The following is a 19,323-nucleotide window of genomic DNA, read 5'->3' as shown; positions in this document are numbered from 1 at the left end:
GGGATCAGGCTCCGGTGCGCAGGCGCGGTTCTTTCACGCCGGTGGCGCGGTTGAGCAGTATGAGGGTCAGGGGGCCCGCACGGCCGTCGGGCGTCACGCCCTGGGCCATCTGGAATCGGTGGATGCGCGACTGGCGAAGCGCCGGCGTCATGGGCCGGCTGCTGGGGCCCAGGCCCCCGGCCGCCTTGGAAGCCAGGCGCGCGTCGAGCCAGACTGCCCCCGCCGGACTTTCGGTGATTTCGCCCTTGTCGGGCATGCCGGGCGGGGCGCGCCACAGCGTGACCATGTCGCCGCGCCAGACCTGCGCCAGGTCGGCCAGCGGCACGTGCAGCGTGCGGCCACCGCTCTCCAGCGTGGCCAGCTCCGCATCCAGGCTGCGCAGCACGGCCGATACGGCATTGTCACCCTCCTCCGAGGGGAACAGCGTGAGCAGCACGGGACGGTCGATCTGGCGGATCAGGTTCAGCCCCGCACGGCGGTTGCGGTAGCAGCGCAGTCCGTCGCGCGGCAGCGTGGTGCAGGCGTCCGCGCCATCGGGCAGCGTCGCGCCCCAGGCCGACGCCAGGGCCTGCCAGGCCGACACATCGTTGGACGGCTGCGCCAGCAGAAACTGCTGCAGTCCGGACAAGGCGGCAGGCGCCGCTGCGGCCGATGCCGCAGAGGCCGCTGGCGCCGGTACGGCAGCAGATAGCAAAGCGGGGGCAGAGGCCGCTGCTGCTGGTGGGGTCGACGCGGTGCTGGACGCACTGCGCTGCGGTGCCGCCGCTGGCGTGGCCACTCGCCCCGCCGCACCTGGTGGGCCCTGCAAGGGACGCACGCCCAGGGCCCAGCCGGCAGCAGCCACGATGGCAGCCCCAGCCACCACGCCCACCCCGGCCACCGCCCAGCGGGGCAGCCCCCCCTTGGCGTTGGGAGTTGCGGCAGCCCCCGAGGCAGCCACAGGTGCACCGAAGACCTCGCGCGCGGCCCGCTCGACGATGGCCGTGCTGACTTCACGCGTGCCGGCCGCATAGGCCCCCAGCAGCGCCCGGTCGCACAGCAGGTTGATGCGCCGCGGTATGCCGCGCGACAGCGCGTGCACGCGCCTGAGGGCGCGCCGGCTGAACGGCACCGGTCCGTGCAGACCGGCCACGGCCAGGCGGTGCGCGATGTACTGCTGTGTCTCCTGCGGGCTCAGGGCGTCGAGGTGGAAGCGCGCAATCACGCGCTGGGCCAGTTGCTCCAGCGACGGGCGCGCCACCATGTTGCGCAGCTCCGGCTGGCCGATGAGGATGATCTGCAGCAGCTTGCGCTCGCTGGTCTCCAGGTTGGTCAGGAGGCGCAGTTGCTCGAGCACGTCGGCTTCGAGGTTCTGTGCTTCGTCGATGATGAGCACGTTGTTGCGCCCGGCGGCGTGCGCGGCCAGCAGGGAGGCGTTGAGCGGGTCGATGCAATCCTTTACCGTCTCGTGGCCCGGCACCGCCGCCTTGTGCGGCACGCCGAACTCGTCGCAGATCGAGCGCAGCAACTCACCCACCGTGAGCTTGGGGTTGAAGATGTAGGCCACGTTGCAGTGCTCGGGGATCTGCTCCAGGAAGCAGCGGCACACCGTGGTCTTGCCCGCGCCCACTTCGCCCGTGAGCAATACGAAGCCGCCCCCGGCATCCAGCCCGTACAGCAGGTGGGCCAGGGCCTCCCGGTGCCGCTCGCTCATGAAAAGATAGCGCGGGTCGGGGGCGATGGAGAACGGAGGGTGCTGGAGACCGAAGAACGGGGCGTACATGCCCGTGAGGATACCGCCCCATCGTGAAGTGCCCGGAGATACCCCGCCTGCTGCCGCCGCCAAACCACGGCACCAAGGGGGCAGGGTTTCACCCAAGGGGTAGTTTCCCGTAAATTGTCGTCGGCAAGACAAGACGACGTCAAAGTCGGCCCTAGCATCCCTTCCATCACGCAGCCACAAGGCCGCGCTCCCGGCTGTCACCGGGCGGACACCCCCTCATTTTTTAGGAACCGGAATGAAGACCACGTTTCCGCAATTGCTGCTCAAGCATGCCGCCGAGCGCCCCACGGCTGCGGCCCTGCGCGAAAAAGAATATGGCATCTGGCAGGCCCACAGCTGGGCCGACCTGGCGACGCTGGTGGAGCATGTGGCGGCCGGCCTGCACCAGGCGGGTCTGAAGCGCCATGAGCACATGGTGGTGATCGGTGCCAACCGCCCGCGCCTGTACGCCACCATGCTGGCCGCGCAGTCGCTGGGCGCCATTCCGGTGCCGCTGTACCAGGACGCCGTGGGTGCCGAATGCATCTTCCCGCTGAACAACGCCGAGGTGCGCTTTTGCCTGGTGGAAGACCAGGAGCAGGTCGACAAGCTGCTCGAAATCCGTGAGCAGTGCCCGCAGATCGCCCGCATCTTCTTTGACGACCCGCGGGGCCTGCGCAACTACCAGGAAGAAGGCCTGTCGTCGCTGGATGCGCTGATCGAATCCGGCAAGGCCTTTGCCGCCCAGCACCCGAAGTGGTTCCGTGACGAGGTCGCCAAGGTACAGCCCGAGGACGTGGCCGCGATGTTCTTCACCTCGGGCACCACGGGCAACCCCAAGGGCGTGGTGCACACCCACAGCACCCTGCTCGACCGCGCCTCGGCCGGTGCCGAGTTCGACAAGCTCACCGGCAGCGAAGAGGTGCTGGCCTACCTGCCCCCGGCCTGGATCGGCCAGAACATCTTCAGCTACGCGCAGTGGCTGGCCTGCGGCTACGTGGTCAACTGCCCCGAGTCGGCCAGCACCGTCACCATCGACTTGAAGGAAGTGGGCCCCACCTACTACTTCGCGCCGCCGCGCATCTTCGAAGGTCTGCTCACCAGCGTGATGATCCGCATGGAAGACGCCGGCACCTTGAAGCGCAAGATGTTCCAGGCCTGCATGGCTGTGGCCCAGCGCGTGGGCCCGGCCCTCATGGACGGCGCGCCCGTGGGCGGCCTCGACCGCATCAAGTACGCCCTGGGCAACCTGCTGGTCTATGGCCCGCTGCGCAACAACCTGGGTTTCTCGCGCGTGCGGGTGGCCTACACGGCGGGCGAGGCCATCGGGCCCGACCTGTTCACCTTCTACCGCTCCATCGGCATTAACTTGAAGCAGCTCTACGGCTCCACAGAGACCGCAGTGTTCGTCTGCCTGCAGCCCGACAACCAGGCCCGCGCCGATACCGTGGGCGTGCCCATCCGCGGCGTGGAGATCAAGGTGGCCGAGAACGGCGAAATCCTCGTCAAGTCCGCCGGCCTGCTCAAGGAGTACTACAAGAACCCCACGGCCACGGCCGAGGTGCTCACGGCCGATGGCTGGTACCACACCAGCGACGCGGGCTTCCTCGACGCGCATGGCCACCTGAAGATCATTGACCGCGTGAAGGACGTGGGCCGCATCAAGGGCGGCGCCAACGACGGCGCCATGTTCGCGCCCAAGTATGTGGAGAACAAGCTCAAGTTCTTCCCGCACATCAAGGAAGTCGTGGCCCTGGGCGACGGCCGCGAGAAGGTGTGCGTGATGGTCAACATCGACTTCGACGCCGTGGGCAACTGGGCCGAGCGCCGCAACATCCCCTACGCCGGCTACACCGATCTGGCGCAAAAGCCCGAGGTGTACGAACTGATCCGCGAGTGCGTGGAGAAAGTCAACGCCGACCTGGCCACCGACGCCCTGCTGGCGGGCAGCCAGGTCAGCCGTTTTCTGGTGCTGCACAAGGAGCTCGATGCCGACGACGGCGAGCTCACACGCACCAACAAGGTCCGCCGCGGCTTCATCGCCGACAAATACGGCGTGCTGGTCGAGGCGCTGTACGCCGGGCGCACCGAGCAGTTCATCGAAACCCAGGTCAAGTTCGAGGACGGCCGCACGGGCAGCGTGAGCGCCACGCTCAAGCTGTCGGACACAAAGACCTTCGCATCCGTCAAGGCCGCCGCATGAAACCCGCTCTCTACCCGCCCGAGCAGCAACACCCCACCATGAACCAAAAGAAGATCGGCGACGTCATCCTCGACGTCAAGAACATCAGCCTGCGGTTTGGCGGCGTGAAGGCGCTCACCGACATCTCGTTCAACGTCCGGGAGCACGAGATTCGCGCCATCATCGGGCCCAACGGCGCAGGCAAGAGCTCCATGCTCAACTGCATCAACGGCGTGTACACGCCGCAGGATGGCTCCATCACCTTCCGCGGCAAGACGTTTTCGCACATGAACTCGCGCCAGGTGGCCGAGATGGGCGTGGCCCGCACCTTCCAGAACCTGGCGTTGTTCAAGGGCATGAGCGTGATCGACAACATCATGACCGGGCGCAACCTGAAGATCAAAAGCAACCTGCTCTTGCAGGCGCTGCGCATCGGCCCGGCCGAGCGCGAGGAGATCCGCCACCGCGAGTTCGTCGAGCACATCATCGACTTCCTGGAAATCCAGGCCTACCGCAAGACCCCCGTGGGCCAGTTGCCCTATGGCCTGCAAAAGCGCGTGGACCTGGGCCGCGCCCTGGCCATGGAACCGCAGGTGCTGCTGCTCGACGAGCCCATGGCGGGCATGAACGTCGAGGAAAAGCAGGACATGTGCCGCTTCATCCTCGACGTGAACGACGAGTTCGGCACCACCATCGTGCTCATCGAACACGACATGGGCGTGGTGATGGACATCTCCGACCGCGTGGTGGTGCTCGACTACGGCAAGAAGATCGGCGACGGCACCCCCGACGAAGTGCGCAACAACGAAGACGTGATCAGTGCCTACCTGGGCACGTCGCACTGAACGCGCAGGAGAACAAAACCATGGCATTCTTTCTTGAAACACTCATCGGCGGCCTCATGGCGGGCATGCTGTATTCGCTGGTGGCGCTGGGCTTCGTGCTGATCTACAAAGCATCGGGCGTCTTCAACTTCGCGCAGGGCGCGATGGTGCTGTTCGCCGCCCTGGCCATGGCACGCTTTGCCGAGTGGATCCCCAAGTGGACGGGCATCACCAGCCCCGTGGTCGCCACCGTGGCGGCCTTCATCATCGCGGGCGCCATCATGTTCGTGGTGGCCTGGCTGATCGAGAAGCTGGTGCTGCGCCACCTCGTGAACCAGGAGGGCGCCACGCTGCTCATGGCCACGCTGGGCATCACCTACTTTCTGGAAGGCCTGGGCCAGACGATGTTCGGCAGCGACATCTACAAGATCGACATTGGCATGCCCAAGGAACCGATCTTCGCGCTCGAATCCCTGTTCCAGGGCGGCATCCTGATCAACAAGGAAGACGTGATCGCCGCCGGCATTGCCGCCGCGCTGGTGGTGCTGCTCAGTGTCTTCTTCCAGAAGACCTCCACTGGCCGCGCCCTGCGCGCCGTGGCCGACGACCACCAGGCCGCCCAGTCCATCGGCATCCCGCTCAACCGCATCTGGGTGATCGTCTGGTGCGTGGCCGGCGTCGTGGCCCTGGTGGCCGGAATGATCTGGGGCTCCAAGCTCGGCGTGCAGTTCTCGCTGACCACCGTGGCGCTGCGTGCCCTGCCCGTGGTGATCCTGGGCGGCCTCACCTCGGTGCCCGGCGCCATCATCGGCGGCCTGATCATCGGCGTGGGCGAGAAGCTCTCCGAGGTCTACCTGGGCCCGTACGTGGGAGGGGGCATCGAGATCTGGTTTGCGTATGTGCTGGCGCTGGTGTTCCTTCTCTTCAGGCCACAGGGTTTGTTCGGGGAAAAAATCATTGATCGCGTATGAAATACGAGAGCAATGATTTTTCGAAGGAGGCACAACGCGCAACGCGCGTTGTCAGCGGAGCCGAAGGCGCCGCGTGGCACCGCAGGTGCGCCCCCGTGCAAAAGATCATCGATCGCGTTTAACCCATAACAAGAACCAGCAGGAGACTCCCATGTTTTACCGCGAAAACGGCCAGTTCAAGACCAGCTACCGCTCGGACCAGCAGATCTTCCCGATCGCGCAGGACCGCATCGCCATCTTCCTCATCCTGGCCGTGGCCTTCATCGCCGTGCCCATGCTGGCCAGCGACTACATCTTCCGCGCCATCCTGATCCCCTTCGTCATCATGGCGCTGGCGGCCCTGGGGGTGAACATCCTCGTGGGCTACTGCGGGCAGATCTCGCTGGGCTCGGGTGCCTTCATGGCCGTGGGGGCCTACGGGGCCTACAACTTCTTCGTGCGCATCCCCGGCATGCCGCTGATCCCGGCGCTGATCCTGGGCGGCCTGTGCGCCACCTTCTTCGGCATCCTGTTCGGGCTGCCCAGCCTGCGCGTCAAGGGGCTGTATCTCGCGGTGGCGACGCTGGCCGCGCAGTTCTTCAGCGACTGGATGTTCCTGCGCATCAAGTGGTTCACCAACAACTCCGACTCGGGCTCGGTGTCGGTGAACAGCCTGCAGGTCTTCGGCATGCCCATCGAGAGCGCGACCAGCAAGTACCTCTTTTGCCTGGCCGTGCTGGTGGTGGTGGCGCTGCTGGCCAAGAACCTGGTGCGCGGCGCCATCGGCCGCGAGTGGATGGCGATCCGCGACATGGACGTGGCTGCGGCCGTGATCGGCATCCGCCCGATGTACGCCAAGCTCAGCGCGTTTGCCGTCAGCTCCTTCATCATCGGCATGGCCGGTGCGCTGTGGGCCTTTGTGCACCTGGGCGCCTGGGAGCCGGCGGCCTTCTCGGTGGAGATCTCTTTTCGCCTGTTGTTCATGGTGATCATCGGCGGTCTGGGTTCCATCATGGGCGGCTTCTTCGGTGCGGCCTTCATCGTCGTGCTGCCCATCGTGCTCAACCAGTTCCTGCCGGCGCTGCTGGGCGCCTTCGGCATCCAGATCTCCACGGCCGGCGTGTCGCACGCCGAGCTGATGATCTTCGGCGCGCTCATCGTCTGGTTCCTGATCGTCGAGCCCCACGGCCTGGCCAAGCTGTGGTCCACGGGCAAGCAGAAGCTCAGGCTGTGGCCCTTCCCGCACTGAGCAGGTTCGCTCATGCCCATGCAGCCCCAAGGAAAGTCCCTACTCGCAATCCCCGATGTGGCGCGCCCGCTGGCCGCGTCCACTCGGTAGCTCACCCCGACTGTTTTCCCCCGTGCTTCAACACATTCATTCAAAGGAGACATCCATGAAGCTTTCGAAACTCGTGATCGCCGCTGCGGTGGTTGCTGCAGGTGCTTCGTCCATTGCGACGAGCGCCTTCGCGCAAGCCAAGGAGCAGTTCTTCCCGCTGCTGTCCTACCGCACCGGCCCCTACGCACCCAACGGCGTGCCATGGGCCAACGGCAAGCAGGACTACATCAAGATGATCAACGCCCGTGACGGCGGCATCAACGGTGTGAAGCTGACCTTTGAAGAATGCGAAACCGGCTACGCCACCGACCGCGGCGTGGAATGCTATGAGCGCCTGAAAGGCAAGCCCGGCGTGGCGCTGTTCGACCCGCAGGCCACGGGCATCACCTTCGCGCTGACCGAGAAGGCGCCCGTGGACAAGATCCCGCTGATGACGCTGGGCTACGGCCTGTCGGTTGCGCAGGACGGACAGGCCTTCAAGTGGAACTTCCCCTTCATGGGCAGCTACTGGACCGGCGCCGACATCCTGATCCAGCACATCGGCAAGTCCGCCGGCGGCCTGGACAAGCTCAAGGGCAAGAAGATCGCCCTGGTCTACCACGACAGCCCGTTCGGCAAGGAACCCATCCCGCTGCTGCAGGAACGCGCCAAGATGCATGGCTTCGAGTTGCAGATGCTGCCCGTGACCGCACCCGGCGTGGAGCAGAAGGCCACCTGGCTGCAGGTGCGCCAGAGCCGCCCCGACTACGTGCTGCTGTGGGGCTGGGGCGTGATGAACTCCACCGCCTTGAAGGAAGCGCAGGCCACGGGCTTCCCGCGCGACAAGCTCTATGGCGTGTGGTGGGCCGGTGCCGAGCCTGACGTGCGCGACGTGGGCGAAGGCGCCAAGGGCTACCACGCCCTGGCGCTGAACGGCTACGGCACGCAGAGCAAGGTCATCCAGGACATCCTCAAGCACGTGCACGACAAGAGCCAGGGCACGGGTCCCAAGGACGAAGTGGGCTCGGTGCTGTACACGCGCGGCGTGATCATCCAGATGCTGGCCGTGGAATCGGTGCGCCGCGCGCAGGAGCGCTTCGGCAAGGGCAAGGTCATGACCGGCGAGCAGGTGCGCTGGGGCATGGAAAACCTCGCACTGGACCAGAAGAAGCTTGATGCCATGGGCTTTGGCGGCGTGATGCGCCCCCTGTCCACCAGCTGCGCCGACCACATGGGCTCCAGCTGGGCCCGCGTGCACACCTGGGACGGCAGCAAGTGGAACTTCTCCTCTGACTGGTACCAGGCCGATGAGCAGATTCTCAAGCCCATGGTCAAGGCCGGTGCCGACAAGTACCTGGCAGACAAGAAGATGAGCCGCCGCGAAGCCGCAGATTGCCAGTCTTGATGTGAATGGCGCGCAGGGCACGACGTCCTGCCGCCCTCGCCACGGTGCGGCTCCCCAAGGAGCCGCCAACCGACAGGCTTGCAGCGCACGCCATGCGTGCGCACCAGGCCTGCCGATTGGTCAACCGGTAACGACATATGGAACAAGCTACAAACATCGTTCTCAACGTCAATGGCATCGAAGTCATCTACAACCACGTGATCCTGGTGCTCAAGGGCGTCTCGCTGCAGGTGCGCGAAGGCAGCATCGTCGCCATCCTGGGGGGCAACGGCGCGGGCAAGACGACCACGCTGCGGGCCGTCTCCAACCTGCTGCAGGGCGAGCGCGGCGCGGTCACCAAGGGGAGCATCGAGCTGCGCGGCGAGCGCATCGAGAACCTCTCGCCGGCGGACCTTGTCAAGCGCGGGGTGGTGCAGGTGATGGAGGGCCGCCACTGCTTCGCCCACCTGACCATTGAAGAGAACCTGATGACGGGCTCCTACACCCGCACCAGCAAGGCCGAGATCGCGGCCAACCTGGAGAAGGTCTACAACTACTTCCCGCGCCTGAAGACGCGGCGCACCTCGCAGGCGGCCTACACCTCGGGTGGCGAGCAGCAGATGTGCGCCATCGGCCGTGCGCTGATGGCCAACCCCAGCATGGTGCTGCTCGACGAGCCCTCCATGGGCCTGGCGCCGCAGATCGTGGAAGAGGTGTTCAACATCGTCAAGGACCTGAACACCAAGGAAAAGGTCACCTTCCTGCTGGCCGAGCAGAACACCAACATGGCCCTGAAGTACGCCGACTACGGCTACATCATGGAAAGCGGCCGCGTGGTGATGGATGGCGCGGCCAGCGACCTGGCCAGCAACGAGGACGTCAAGGAGTTCTACCTGGGCGTGGGCGGCGGCGAGCGCAAGAGCTTCAAGGACGTCAAGAGCTACAAGCGCCGCAAGCGCTGGCTGGCCTGAAGCCTGTCTTTGCATTGTTCGCACCCGAAAGCATTCCATGACCGCTGCCCACTACGACGATCTTGAAACCCGCGACCCGAGGGCGCGCGAAGCGGCCCTGCTTGCCGCCCTGCCCGGCCAGGTGGCCCACGCCCAGACAGCATCGACCGCCTTTGCCGGCATCCTGGCAGGCGTTGACGCATCGGCGATCACCAGCCGCGCAGCCCTCGCGCAATTGCCCGTGACACGCAAGCACGAGCTGCTGGAGCGCCAGCAGGCTGGCCGCGCCACCAGTGTCTTCGGCGGCTTCAGCGCCCTCAACTTCGGTGCCGCCATGCCGCGTGTGTTCGCCAGCCCCGGCACCATCTACGAGCCCGAGGGCACGCGGCGCGACTACTGGCGCATGGCGCGCGCGATGTACGGCGCGGGTTTTCGCGCGGGCGAGCTGATCCACAACAGCTTCAGCTACCACTTCGTGCCCGCCGGCTCCATGATGGAGACGGGCGCCCATGCGCTGGGCTGCACCGTGTTTGCCGGCGGCACCGGCCAGACCGAGCAGCAGGTGCAGGCCATGGCCGAGCTGCGGCCGGCCGGCTACATCGGCACGCCCAGCTTCCTCAAGCTCATCGTCGAGAAGGCCGCAGAGATGGGTGTGGCCCTGCCCACCGTGACCAAGGCCCTGGTCTCGGGCGAGGCGTTTCCGCCCTCGCTGCGCGACTGGTTCACCGAGCGCGGCATTGCAGGATACCAGTGCTATGCCACGGCCGACCTCGGACTGATCGCCTACGAGACCAGCGCGCGCGAAGGCCTGGTGCTCGACGAAGGCGTGATCGTGGAAATTGTGCGCCCCGGCACCGGCGACCCCGTGCCCGAGGGTGAGGTGGGCGAGCTGGTGGTGACCACGCTGAACCCCGACTACCCGCTGGTGCGCTTTGGCACCGGCGACCTCTCGGCGGTACTGCCTGGCACCTGCCCCACGGGCCGCACCAACAGCCGCATCAAGGGCTGGATGGGGCGGGCCGACCAGACCACCAAGGTGCGCGGCATGTTTGTGCACCCCGGCCAGGTGGCCGCCATCGCAAGGCGCTTTCCGCAGGTGCTGCGTGCACGCCTGGTGGTCAGCGGCGAGATGGCCAACGACCAGATGCTGCTGCAGGTGGAAACCACCGAGACCGCCGAAGGCCTGGCCCGCCAACTGGGTGATGCCATCCGCGAAGTGACCAAGCTGCGTGGCGAGGTGCAGATGGTGCCGCCGGGCAGCCTGCCCAACGATGGCCGCGTGATCGAGGACGCGCGCAGCTATCGGTGAAACCCGTGGATTCGCGCGAATCCGTTGGACCCATGGGGGATTAATGGAGCAGACCCATATTCCCTATATATAGGCATATTCTGTGCATATGGAACCGGGCTGCTGACCCATTTTGCCAAGCACCTCCAAAATCCTTGGCAAAGGTCAAACCAAGGGAAAACTCTGCCCCGTTTGGGCGCCAGTGTTTACCCTTAATTTGCTACGCTATCAGTAGCAACAAACTCTTTAGCATCGGGCCATTGAAGCCTCTTTTGCTTAAAGTCACTACCCCCCGCATGGTACGTAATTCCCGCAATACTGGCGAAAGGGTCGCTGGATATCATGGCCCGTCTTTTACAGAGGAGCACTCATGAAAAAACTGATCCAACTCGCCCTTGTCGCCGCAGCGGCAGCCGCCGCATTCGGCGCCACCGCGCAGGAATATCCATCCAAGGACAAGACGGTCACCATCGTGGTGCCCTTCGCTGCCGGCGGCCCCACCGACCGCGTGGCGCGTGACCTGGCCGAAGCCCTGCGCAAGCCGCTGGGCGCCAACGTGGTGGTGGACAACACCGCCGGCGCCGGCAGCTCCATCGGCGCCGCCCGCGTCGCCCGCGCTGCACCGGACGGCTACACCCTGCTGCTCAACCACATCGGCATGTCCACCATGCCTGCGCTGTACCGCAAGCTGGCCTTCAGCGTGCCGAACGACTTCGAATACCTGGGCATGGTCAACGACGTGCCCATGACGCTGATCGCACGCCCCACCATGGCGGCGAACAACTACAAGGAGCTGTCGGCCTGGCTCGCACAGAACAAGGGCAAGATCAACCTGGGCAACGCCGGGCTGGGTTCTGCCTCGCACCTGTGCGGCCTGATGTTCCAGAGCGCCGTGCAGATCGACATGACGCCCGTTCCCTACAAGGGCACGGCGCCTGCCATCACCGACCTGATCGGCGGCCAGATCGACCTGCTGTGCGACCAGACCACCAACACCTCGGGCCAGATCGAATCGAAGAAGGTCAAGGCCTATGCCGTGACCACGCCCAAGCGCCTGACCACCCCTCTGCTCAAGGACCTGCCCACGCTGGCCGAGTCGGGCCTGAAGAACTTCGAAGTGACCATCTGGCACGGCCTGTACGGCCCCAAGGGCACGCCACCTGACGTCGTCAAGAAGATCAACGACGCACTCAAGGTGGCACTGAAGGACCCTGAATTCATCAAGAAGCAGGAAGGCCTGGGCGCCGTGGTCGTGACCGACAAGCGCGTGGAACCTGCCGAGCACAAGAAGTTCGTGGTGTCCGAAATCGACAAGTGGACTGCCGTCATCAAGGCGGCTGGCACCTACGCCGACTGATCGACAGCCTGGCCACGCAAGACCGCGTACACAACACTGCGACGAAGCCACCACGCCCCCGGGCCTGGTGGCTTTTTTGCGCCTTCGGGCGCCTGACAGGGTGTGGCGCCGGGTCCATCGGGTGTCGCATTGGAGCGTCGATCTGCGGGTAATCCATCTGCCCCCAATGCAGACGCGCGCGTAGAACAGGGGCATACCATTCGACACGACAGACAAGGACGCACCCCATGGCCCAGCAAGCCCCCCGCCCCCTGCCAAGCAACACCGCAATAGCCACCAAGGTCCAGGCCCGCAACCGCCGCAAGGCCATCGCCATGGCCTTCACGCTGAGCGCGCTCGGCGCCCTGGCCGTGGCCACCGCCAGCGCCCTGCTGCTGCCCCGCGCTGCCCACGCCCAGGCCACCGCCAGCGGCTGGCCCAACAAGCCCGTGCGCATCGTCGTGCCCTTTGCGCCCGGCGGCACCACCGACATCCTGGCCCGTGCGCTAACCCCCGACCTGTCCCGCGCGTTCGGCCAGCAGTTCGTGGTGGACAACCGGGCCGGCGCCGGCGGCAACGTGGGCGCCGAGATCGTGGCCAAGGCCCCGGCCGACGGCTACACCCTGCTCATGGGCACCGTGGGCACGCACGGCATCAACCGCGCGCTGTACGCCAAGCTGCCCTACGACCCCATCAAGGACTTCGTGCCCATCACCCTGGTCGCCGCCGTGCCCAACGTGATGGTGATGAACGTCGACAAGGCCAAGTCCCTGGGCATCGCCAACGTGCAGGATTTCATCCGCGTCGCCAAGGCCAGCCCGGGCAAGTTCAACATGGCATCGAGCGGCAATGGCACCTCCATCCACCTCGCGGGCGAGCTGTTCAAGAGCATGACCGGCACCTTCATGCTGCACCTGCCCTACCGCGGCTCCGGCCCCGCGCTGATGGACCTGGTGGGCGGCAATGCCGACGTGATGTTCGACAACCTGCCGTCGTCCATGGCGCAGATCAAGGGCGGCAAACTCACCGCCCTGGCCGTGACGAGCAGCCAGCGCTCCAGCGCCCTGCCCGACGTGCCCACGGTGGAGCAGGCCGGCGGCCCCACGCTCAAGGGCTTTGAGGCCAGCTCCTGGTTCGGCCTGCTGGCCCCTGCCGGCACCCCGCCCGAGATCGTGAACCGCATCCAGCAGGAGGTCGCCAAGTCCCTGGCCTCACCGGCGATGAAGGAGCGGCTGGTGGCGCAGGGCGCGATCCCCGGTGGCAACACGCCGGCCGAGTTCGCCAGGCACATCGACGCCGAGCACAAGAAGTGGGCGCAGGTGGTGAAGGCTTCGGGGGCGAAGGTGGATTGAGCCTCGCGGCTCCGACACGCCGAGGGGCAGCTGCCAGCAACCCGGCAGCTACAGACTTCCGAAATGCACAAGGCCCGCGCAAGCGGGCCTTCTTGTCTGTCATGGCAGCACCCGACTGCCGTGGCGGTTCATACCCCCCAGACCACGTCCGCCTGCTCCGCCGCGCTCTTGCGCAGCATGTCGATGAAGGGAGCGGCACGCTGGCGCAGTTTCACCGATTCGGCGCGGTTGCCTTGATCGTCTTCATCCTCGGCCTCCTTGCCCTCCTGTGCCGGAGGCTGGGCCTCGCTGGCGGCCACGGCCGCCTCCAGTGCGGAGATGGCGCCGGGGATCTGAGCTGCGGTCACGATGCCGTTGCTTCCCGGAGTCTTGCCGATGATCTCGAGGATCTGGCGGCCCTGGGGTTCGAGCATGATCAGGTCAGCGGCGGCTTTGGACTTGAATTTGTAGAGCATGGTGTGGCAGGTTCTTTCGGATGGCAGTCGTTGTCGTTCGTTTCTGTCGTCGCAGTTGCACTGATTTTTGCTGTCGTCGCTTTTTGTCGATACATGCAGTCCCGCGTGAACGGGTAGCCCGATTGTGCGCCGGGCATCGCCCCGCGTCTTCGTATCCCCATTGGGTCGCATGGGGCTGCGTGGTCAGTATCTGGTGCAAGGCCATTCAGCCCTGCTCGAAGCCGAGCGCACTGCCGGCCAGGTACAGAAGGTACGCACGCAACACCTTATCGCCCTGCACGGCACCATGGTGCCCGGCGAGCACCTCGCGCGCCGCAGGCAACCGCCCCTCCAGCCTGTCAGATCATGCCCACATGGGTTCGCGCACGGTGGTGGCGCAGATCTTCGGCGATGGCAGCGCCCACATTGCCGATCCCGCACGTGGTCAGGGCGACGGGGGCCATGCCTCCCGGCAGCGCAGTCAACCGCCCTTCCAGAGCGTGCAGCAGGTGCTTCATGCCGACCATTCTTGGCCCTGTGCTGCAGTGCGTCAACACCCCACCCGGAGCGCAAAGATCGCCCAAGCGCTTTTTCGGGATGGCCCCATTGACAGTATTTTGTTTAAGCCTAAACTATTTTCCCATGAACATCCTTTGCATTGGCGGCGGCCCCGCAGGTCTGTATTTCGCCCTGCTCATGAAGCAGCAGAACCCGGCACACCACATCACGGTGCTGGAGCGCAACCGCCCGTTCGACACCTTTGGCTGGGGCGTGGTGCTGTCGGACCAGACGCTGGCCAACCTGCAGGCAGCCGATGCCACTACGGCGCGCCAGATCGGCGATGCGTTCAACCACTGGGACGACATCGAGGTGTTCTTCAAGGGGAAGAGCGTGCGCTCGGGCGGGCACGGCTTTTGCGGCATCGGGCGCAAGCGGCTGCTCAACATCCTGCAGGAGCGCTGCATCGCGGTGGGGGTGGAACTGGTGTTCGAAGCCGACGTGCAGGACGACCAGGAAGCCGCCGCGAAGTACAACGCCGACCTGGTGATCGCCAGCGACGGCCTGAACAGCCGCATCCGCACGCGCTACACCACCACCTACCAGCCCGATATCGACCTGCGCCAGTGCCGTTTCGTCTGGCTGGGCACGCACAAAAAGTTCGACGCTTTTACCTTTGCTTTCGAACAGACGGAGCATGGCTGGTTCCAGGCCCATGCCTACCAGTTCGATGCCGACACCTCCACCTTCATCGTGGAAACGCCCGAGGCGGTATGGAAGGCACATGGCCTCGATCAGATGCAGCAGCCCGAGGCGATTGCCTTTTGCGAGCGCCTGTTCGGCAAGTACCTGGATGGCAATGCCCTCATCAGCAACGCCACGCACCTGCGCGGTTCGGCCAACTGGATCCGCTTTCCGCGCGTGATCTGCAACACCTGGGTACACCGCGAAGCCATCGGCGGCAAGCAGGTGCCCATCGTGCTGATGGGCGATGCAGCGCACACCGCGCATTTCTCGATCGGCAGCGGCACCAAGCTGGCGCTCGAAGACGCCATCGACCTGGCCAACGAGTTCGCCACCGGCCTGCCCATAGCCGAGGTGCTGCAGCACTACGAAGCGCGCCGCAGTGTGGAGGTGCTCAAGATCCAGAACGCGGCGCGCAACTCCACCGAGTGGTTCGAGAACGTGACGCGCTACACCGGCATGGAGGTGGAGCAGTTCGCCTACTCGCTGCTCACGCGCAGCCAGCGCATCAGCCACGAAAACCTGCGCCTGCGTGATGCGCAGTGGCTGGAAGGGTACGAGGGCTGGCTGGCGGGCGGCAAGACCGCCGTGCCGCCCATGCTGACACCGTTCAAATTGCGGGATCTCACGCTCAAGAACCGCATCGTCGTCTCGCCCATGGCCACCTACAGCGCGGTCGACGGCGTGCCGCAGGACTTTTTGCTGGTGCACCTGGGCGCGCGCGCCCTGGGCGGCGCGGCGATGGTGATGGTGGAGATGACCAGCCCCACGCCCGAGGGCCGTATCACACCGGGCTGCACGGGCCTGTGGAACGACGACCAGCAGGCTGCGTTCACGCGCATCGTGCAGTTCGTGCATGGCAGCAGCAGCGCCAAAATCGGCATGCAACTGGGCCACAGCGGCCCCAAGGGATCCACCCGCGTGGGCTGGGAAGGCACGGACGAGCCGCTCGAACAAGGCAACTGGCCCCTGCTGGCCGCCAGCCCCCTGCCCTATGGCGACCAGAACCAGCCCCCCACGGCCATGACCCGCGAGGCCATGGATGCGATGACCGCGGCCTTCACCGACAGCGCGCGCCGCGCCGCCGCCTGCGGTTTCGACTGGCTGGAGCTGCACTGCGCCCACGGCTACCTGCTGGCCAGCTTCATCAGCCCCATCACCAACCAGCGCAGCGACGACTACGGCGGCAACCTGGCCAACCGCTGCCGCTACCCGCTGGAGGTGTTCGCCGCGCTGCGCGCCGTGTGGCCGGTGGACAAGCCCATGAGCGTGCGCATCTCGGCCCACGACTGGGCACCCGGCGGCACCACGCCCGACGATGCGGTGGAGATTGCGCGCCTGTTCAAGGCGGCGGGCTGCGACCTGATCGATGTCTCCTCCGGCCAGACCACGCGCAGCGCCAAGCCGGTCTACGGGCGCATGTACCAGACACCGTTTGCCGACCGCATCCGCAATGAGGTGGACATCGCCACCATGGCCGTGGGCGCGATCACCGAGGCCGACCACGCCAACAGCATCATCGCCGCCGGCCGGGCCGACCTGTGCGCCATTGCCCGCCCCCACCTGGCCGACCCGGCCTGGACGCTGCACGCAGCCGCCCAGCTGAGCCCCGTGGCCGCCGCGCACACCGACTGGCCCGTGCAATACCACAGCGGCCGCGACCAGATGCTGCGCGAGATCGGCAAGCAAAAGCAGCTGCAGGCCGCACTGGAGGCGCAGCAAAAGCGCGGCTCCAACGAGGAAGAGGGCTAGGCCATGGACCTCGAAGCCCGACTGCACGGCGCCGCGCCGAGCGAGCACCCCGAGGCCCTGCGCCTGTGGCTGCGCATGCTGACCTGCACGCAGCTGATCGAAAAGCAGGTGCGCGCCGGCCTGCGCGCCCAGTTCGACACCACGCTGCCGCGCTTCGATCTGATGGCACAGCTCGAACGCGCGCCCGACGGCCTGAAGATGAAGGACCTGTCGCGCCGCATGATGGTCACGAGCGGCAACGTCACCGGCATCACCGACCAGCTCGTGGCCGAAGGCCTGGTCGAGCGCGTGGACGTGGAGGGCGACCGCCGCGCCTACTGCGTGCGCCTGACGCCCCAGGGCCGCCAGCAGTTCAACGACATGGCCCGCCAGCACGAGCAGTGGATCGTCGAGGCCTTCGCCTCGCTGGGCGAGCGCGACATCGCCACCCTGCACCGCTTGCTGGGCAGGGTCAAGGAACACACGCAACAACACCCCGTGGAGACAGCAGAATGAAGCACAACATCAGCGCCGGCAATCCGATGCGCGCGCAATTCGAGGCCAAGGCGCCCTACACCGCCCGGCACTTCGCCTGGAGCTTTGCCGACGGCGTGGGCACGGTCACGCTGAACCGGCCCGAGCGCAAGAACCCGCTCACCTTCCAGAGCTATGCGGAGCTGCGCGACTTCTTCTACGCGCTGCGCTTTGCCACCGACGTGAAGTGCGTGGTGGTCACCGGCGCGGGCGGCAACTTCTGCTCGGGCGGCGACGTGCACGAGATCATCGGCCCGCTGACCACCATGACCATGCCTGAGCTGCTGGAGTTCACGCGCATGACGGGCGACCTGGTCAAGGCCATGCGCGCCTGCCCGCAACCCATCCTGGGGGCCATCGACGGCATCTGCGCCGGTGCGGGCGCCATGATGGCGCTGGCCTGCGACATGCGCTACGGCACGGCAGCGGCCAAGACGGCGTTTCTCTTCACCCGCGTGGGCCTGGCCGGCGCAGACATGGGCGCCTGCGCATTGTTGCCGCGCCTCATCGGCCAGGGCCGTGCCTCGGAGCTGCTGTTCACCGGCCGCGCGATGACGGCGCAGGAAGGCCTGGCCTGGGGCTTCTTCAACGGCCTGTACGACGCGGCCGACCTGCTGCGAGAGGTGCAGGAGACGGCGCGTGCGCTGGCCAGCGGCCCCACCTTCGCCCACGGCATGACCAAGACCATGCTGGCCCAGGAATGGGCCATGACCATCGACCAGGCCATCGAGGCCGAGGCCCAGGCCCAGGCCATCTGCATGCAGACGCAGGACTTCCGCCGCGCCTACGAGGCCTTTGCGGCCAAGCAGAAACCCGTGTTCGAGGGAGATTGAGCCATGCACATTGCCACCCCACCGGCGCCCTGTGCGCCCTCCACTGCCCACCTGGCCCTGCCCTTCTTCGACGACGCGCACCGCGAATTGGCGCGCGGCCTGGTGCCCTGGGCCGCAGCCCAGGACGTGGACGAGACCGACGACCGCGCTGCCTGCCGCGACTGGGTACAGCGCCTGGGTGCGGGCGGCTGGCTGCGCTACTGCGTGCCGGCTGCGCACGGCGGCGCTCTGCCCGCGCTGGACTCGCGCGCGCTGGTGCTGCTGCGCGAAACCCTGGCCTACCACTCGCCGCTGGCGGACTTCGCGTTTGCCATGCAGGGCCTGGGCAGTGGCGCCATCACCCTGGCCGGCAGCCCAGCGCAGCAGGCGCACTACCTGCAGGGCGTGGCCAGCGGCCAGCTGATCGCGGCCTTTGCGCTGAGCGAGCCCGAGGCCGGATCGGATGTAGGCGCCATGCGCACCACGGCGCTGCCGGCATCCGGTGGCGCCTACGCCCTCAACGGCAGCAAGACCTGGATCAGCAACGGCGGCATCGCCGACTTCTACTGCGTTTTCGCCAAGACTGAGCCGGACGGCGGCACGCGCGGTATCAGCGCCTTCATCGTCGATGCCACGGCGCAAGGCCTGGACACGTCGAAGCACATCCACGTGATGGCCCCGCATCCGCTGGCCACGCTGGTCTTCTCGGACTGCCAAGTGCCCGCCTCCGCCCTGCTGGGCGAGCTGAACGGCGGCTTCAAGCTGGCCATGCGCACGCTGGACATCTTTCGCGCGTCCGTGGCCGCTGCGGCACTGGGCATGGCGCGCCGGGCCCTGGCCGAGGCCGTGCACCACGCGCGCCAGCGCAAGATGTTCGGCCAGACGCTGGCGGACTTCCAGCTCACGCAGGCGCGCATCGGCGAGATGGCGGCGCTGCTGGACAGCGCCGCGTTGCTGACCTACCGCGCCGCCTGGCTGCGCGACGAGGGCGAAAAACACGGCGGTACGCGTGTCACCGCCGAGGGGGCGATGGCAAAGATGACCGCCACCGAGAACGCCCAGCGCGTGATCGACATGGCGCTGCAGCTGCATGGCGGGCGCGGTGTGGAGGTGGGCAGCAAGGTGGAAAGCCTGTACCGCGATATCCGCTCGCTGCGCATCTACGAAGGTGCGACCGAGGTGCAGCAGCTCATCATCGGCAAGGCCGCCCTGCAGGCGTCCTGACCCGCAAGCACAGAAGGATCA

Annotated in this window: 16 protein-coding genes; 13 read left to right on the top strand and 3 right to left on the bottom strand. The window is 66.4% G+C overall.

All coding sequences use genetic code 11. The annotated features are described in order from the left end of the window. Nucleotides 1-4 precede the first annotated feature (4 nt). On the bottom strand, nucleotides 5-1,762 hold the full coding sequence (locus ASE31_RS02200) for an ExeA family protein (protein WP_057199892.1): 1,758 nt from the start codon (nucleotides 1,760-1,762) through the stop codon (nucleotides 5-7). Between the two features lie 235 nt (nucleotides 1,763-1,997). On the opposite strand from ASE31_RS02200, the gene ASE31_RS02195 reads away from it, so the two are divergent. From ASE31_RS02195 to ASE31_RS02155, 9 genes are all read left to right on the top strand, one after another. Further along, nucleotides 1,998-3,944 (top strand): long-chain fatty acid--CoA ligase, encoded by a 1,947-nt coding sequence (locus tag ASE31_RS02195; protein ID WP_057199891.1) that lies wholly within the window; start codon nucleotides 1,998-2,000, stop codon nucleotides 3,942-3,944. A gap of 38 nt (nucleotides 3,945-3,982) precedes the next feature. Next, a complete protein-coding gene (locus ASE31_RS02190; RefSeq protein WP_057199890.1) occupies nucleotides 3,983-4,768 on the top strand; it encodes an ABC transporter ATP-binding protein in 786 nt (261 codons plus the stop codon). A gap of 20 nt (nucleotides 4,769-4,788) precedes the next feature. After that, complete coding sequence (locus ASE31_RS02185) at nucleotides 4,789-5,718, top strand: branched-chain amino acid ABC transporter permease (protein ID WP_057199889.1); 930 nt, start codon at nucleotides 4,789-4,791, stop codon at nucleotides 5,716-5,718. A 151-nt stretch (nucleotides 5,719-5,869) separates the two neighbouring features. Continuing rightward, the gene (locus ASE31_RS02180; protein ID WP_057199888.1) at nucleotides 5,870-6,946 is read left to right on the top strand and encodes a branched-chain amino acid ABC transporter permease; all 1,077 of its coding nucleotides are present in this window, start codon (nucleotides 5,870-5,872) and stop codon (nucleotides 6,944-6,946) included. A 145-nt stretch (nucleotides 6,947-7,091) separates the two neighbouring features. Further along, nucleotides 7,092-8,420: an ABC transporter substrate-binding protein gene (locus ASE31_RS02175; RefSeq protein ID WP_057199887.1), complete on the top strand. Its 1,329-nt coding sequence runs from the start codon at nucleotides 7,092-7,094 to the stop codon at nucleotides 8,418-8,420. Between the two features lie 137 nt (nucleotides 8,421-8,557). Continuing rightward, nucleotides 8,558-9,370, top strand: coding sequence for an ABC transporter ATP-binding protein (locus ASE31_RS02170; protein WP_057199886.1), 813 nt, complete (start codon nucleotides 8,558-8,560; stop codon nucleotides 9,368-9,370). A 37-nt stretch (nucleotides 9,371-9,407) separates the two neighbouring features. Further along, a complete protein-coding gene (locus ASE31_RS02165; RefSeq protein ID WP_057199885.1) occupies nucleotides 9,408-10,658 on the top strand; it encodes a phenylacetate--CoA ligase family protein in 1,251 nt (416 codons plus the stop codon). Nucleotides 10,659-11,007: 349 nt separating this feature from the next. Further along, complete coding sequence (locus ASE31_RS02160) at nucleotides 11,008-11,994, top strand: tripartite tricarboxylate transporter substrate-binding protein (RefSeq protein WP_057199884.1); 987 nt, start codon at nucleotides 11,008-11,010, stop codon at nucleotides 11,992-11,994. Nucleotides 11,995-12,308: 314 nt separating this feature from the next. Further along, on the top strand, nucleotides 12,309-13,325 hold the full coding sequence (locus ASE31_RS02155; protein ID WP_157412342.1) for a tripartite tricarboxylate transporter substrate binding protein: 1,017 nt from the start codon (nucleotides 12,309-12,311) through the stop codon (nucleotides 13,323-13,325). 128 nt (nucleotides 13,326-13,453) lie between these two features. On the opposite strand, the gene ASE31_RS02150 is transcribed toward ASE31_RS02155, so the two are convergent. Together ASE31_RS02150 and ASE31_RS32390 are read right to left on the bottom strand one after the other, a co-directional pair. Further along, nucleotides 13,454-13,780, bottom strand: coding sequence for a DUF1840 domain-containing protein (locus ASE31_RS02150; RefSeq protein WP_057199882.1), 327 nt, complete (start codon nucleotides 13,778-13,780; stop codon nucleotides 13,454-13,456). A 338-nt stretch (nucleotides 13,781-14,118) separates the two neighbouring features. After that, nucleotides 14,119-14,277, bottom strand: a complete 159-nt coding sequence (locus ASE31_RS32390; RefSeq protein ID WP_235514229.1) for a hypothetical protein — start codon at nucleotides 14,275-14,277, stop codon at nucleotides 14,119-14,121. Between the two features lie 124 nt (nucleotides 14,278-14,401). Here ASE31_RS32390 and ASE31_RS02145 point away from each other — a divergent pair, with 124 nt between their 5' ends. From ASE31_RS02145 to ASE31_RS02130, 4 genes are read left to right on the top strand one after another with little or no spacing between them, the layout of a single operon-like run. Next, nucleotides 14,402-16,753 (top strand): bifunctional salicylyl-CoA 5-hydroxylase/oxidoreductase, encoded by a 2,352-nt coding sequence (locus ASE31_RS02145; protein WP_082603991.1) that lies wholly within the window; start codon nucleotides 14,402-14,404, stop codon nucleotides 16,751-16,753. A 3-nt stretch (nucleotides 16,754-16,756) separates the two neighbouring features. After that, nucleotides 16,757-17,248, top strand: a complete 492-nt coding sequence (locus tag ASE31_RS02140; RefSeq protein WP_057199880.1) for a MarR family winged helix-turn-helix transcriptional regulator — start codon at nucleotides 16,757-16,759, stop codon at nucleotides 17,246-17,248. Beyond that, the gene (locus ASE31_RS02135; protein ID WP_057199879.1) at nucleotides 17,245-18,099 is read left to right on the top strand and encodes an enoyl-CoA hydratase family protein; all 855 of its coding nucleotides are present in this window, start codon (nucleotides 17,245-17,247) and stop codon (nucleotides 18,097-18,099) included. Before ASE31_RS02140 ends, ASE31_RS02135 begins: the two co-directional genes overlap by 4 nt. A gap of 3 nt (nucleotides 18,100-18,102) precedes the next feature. After that, complete coding sequence (locus tag ASE31_RS02130; protein ID WP_057199878.1) at nucleotides 18,103-19,302, top strand: acyl-CoA dehydrogenase family protein; 1,200 nt, start codon at nucleotides 18,103-18,105, stop codon at nucleotides 19,300-19,302. Nucleotides 19,303-19,323: the final 21 nt, after the last annotated feature.

It is taken from the genome of Acidovorax sp. Root217 (assembly GCF_001428645.1).
GTDB lineage: Bacteria > Pseudomonadota > Gammaproteobacteria > Burkholderiales > Burkholderiaceae_C > Acidovorax.
This window is presented reverse-complemented; position numbering and strand designations above follow the sequence as displayed.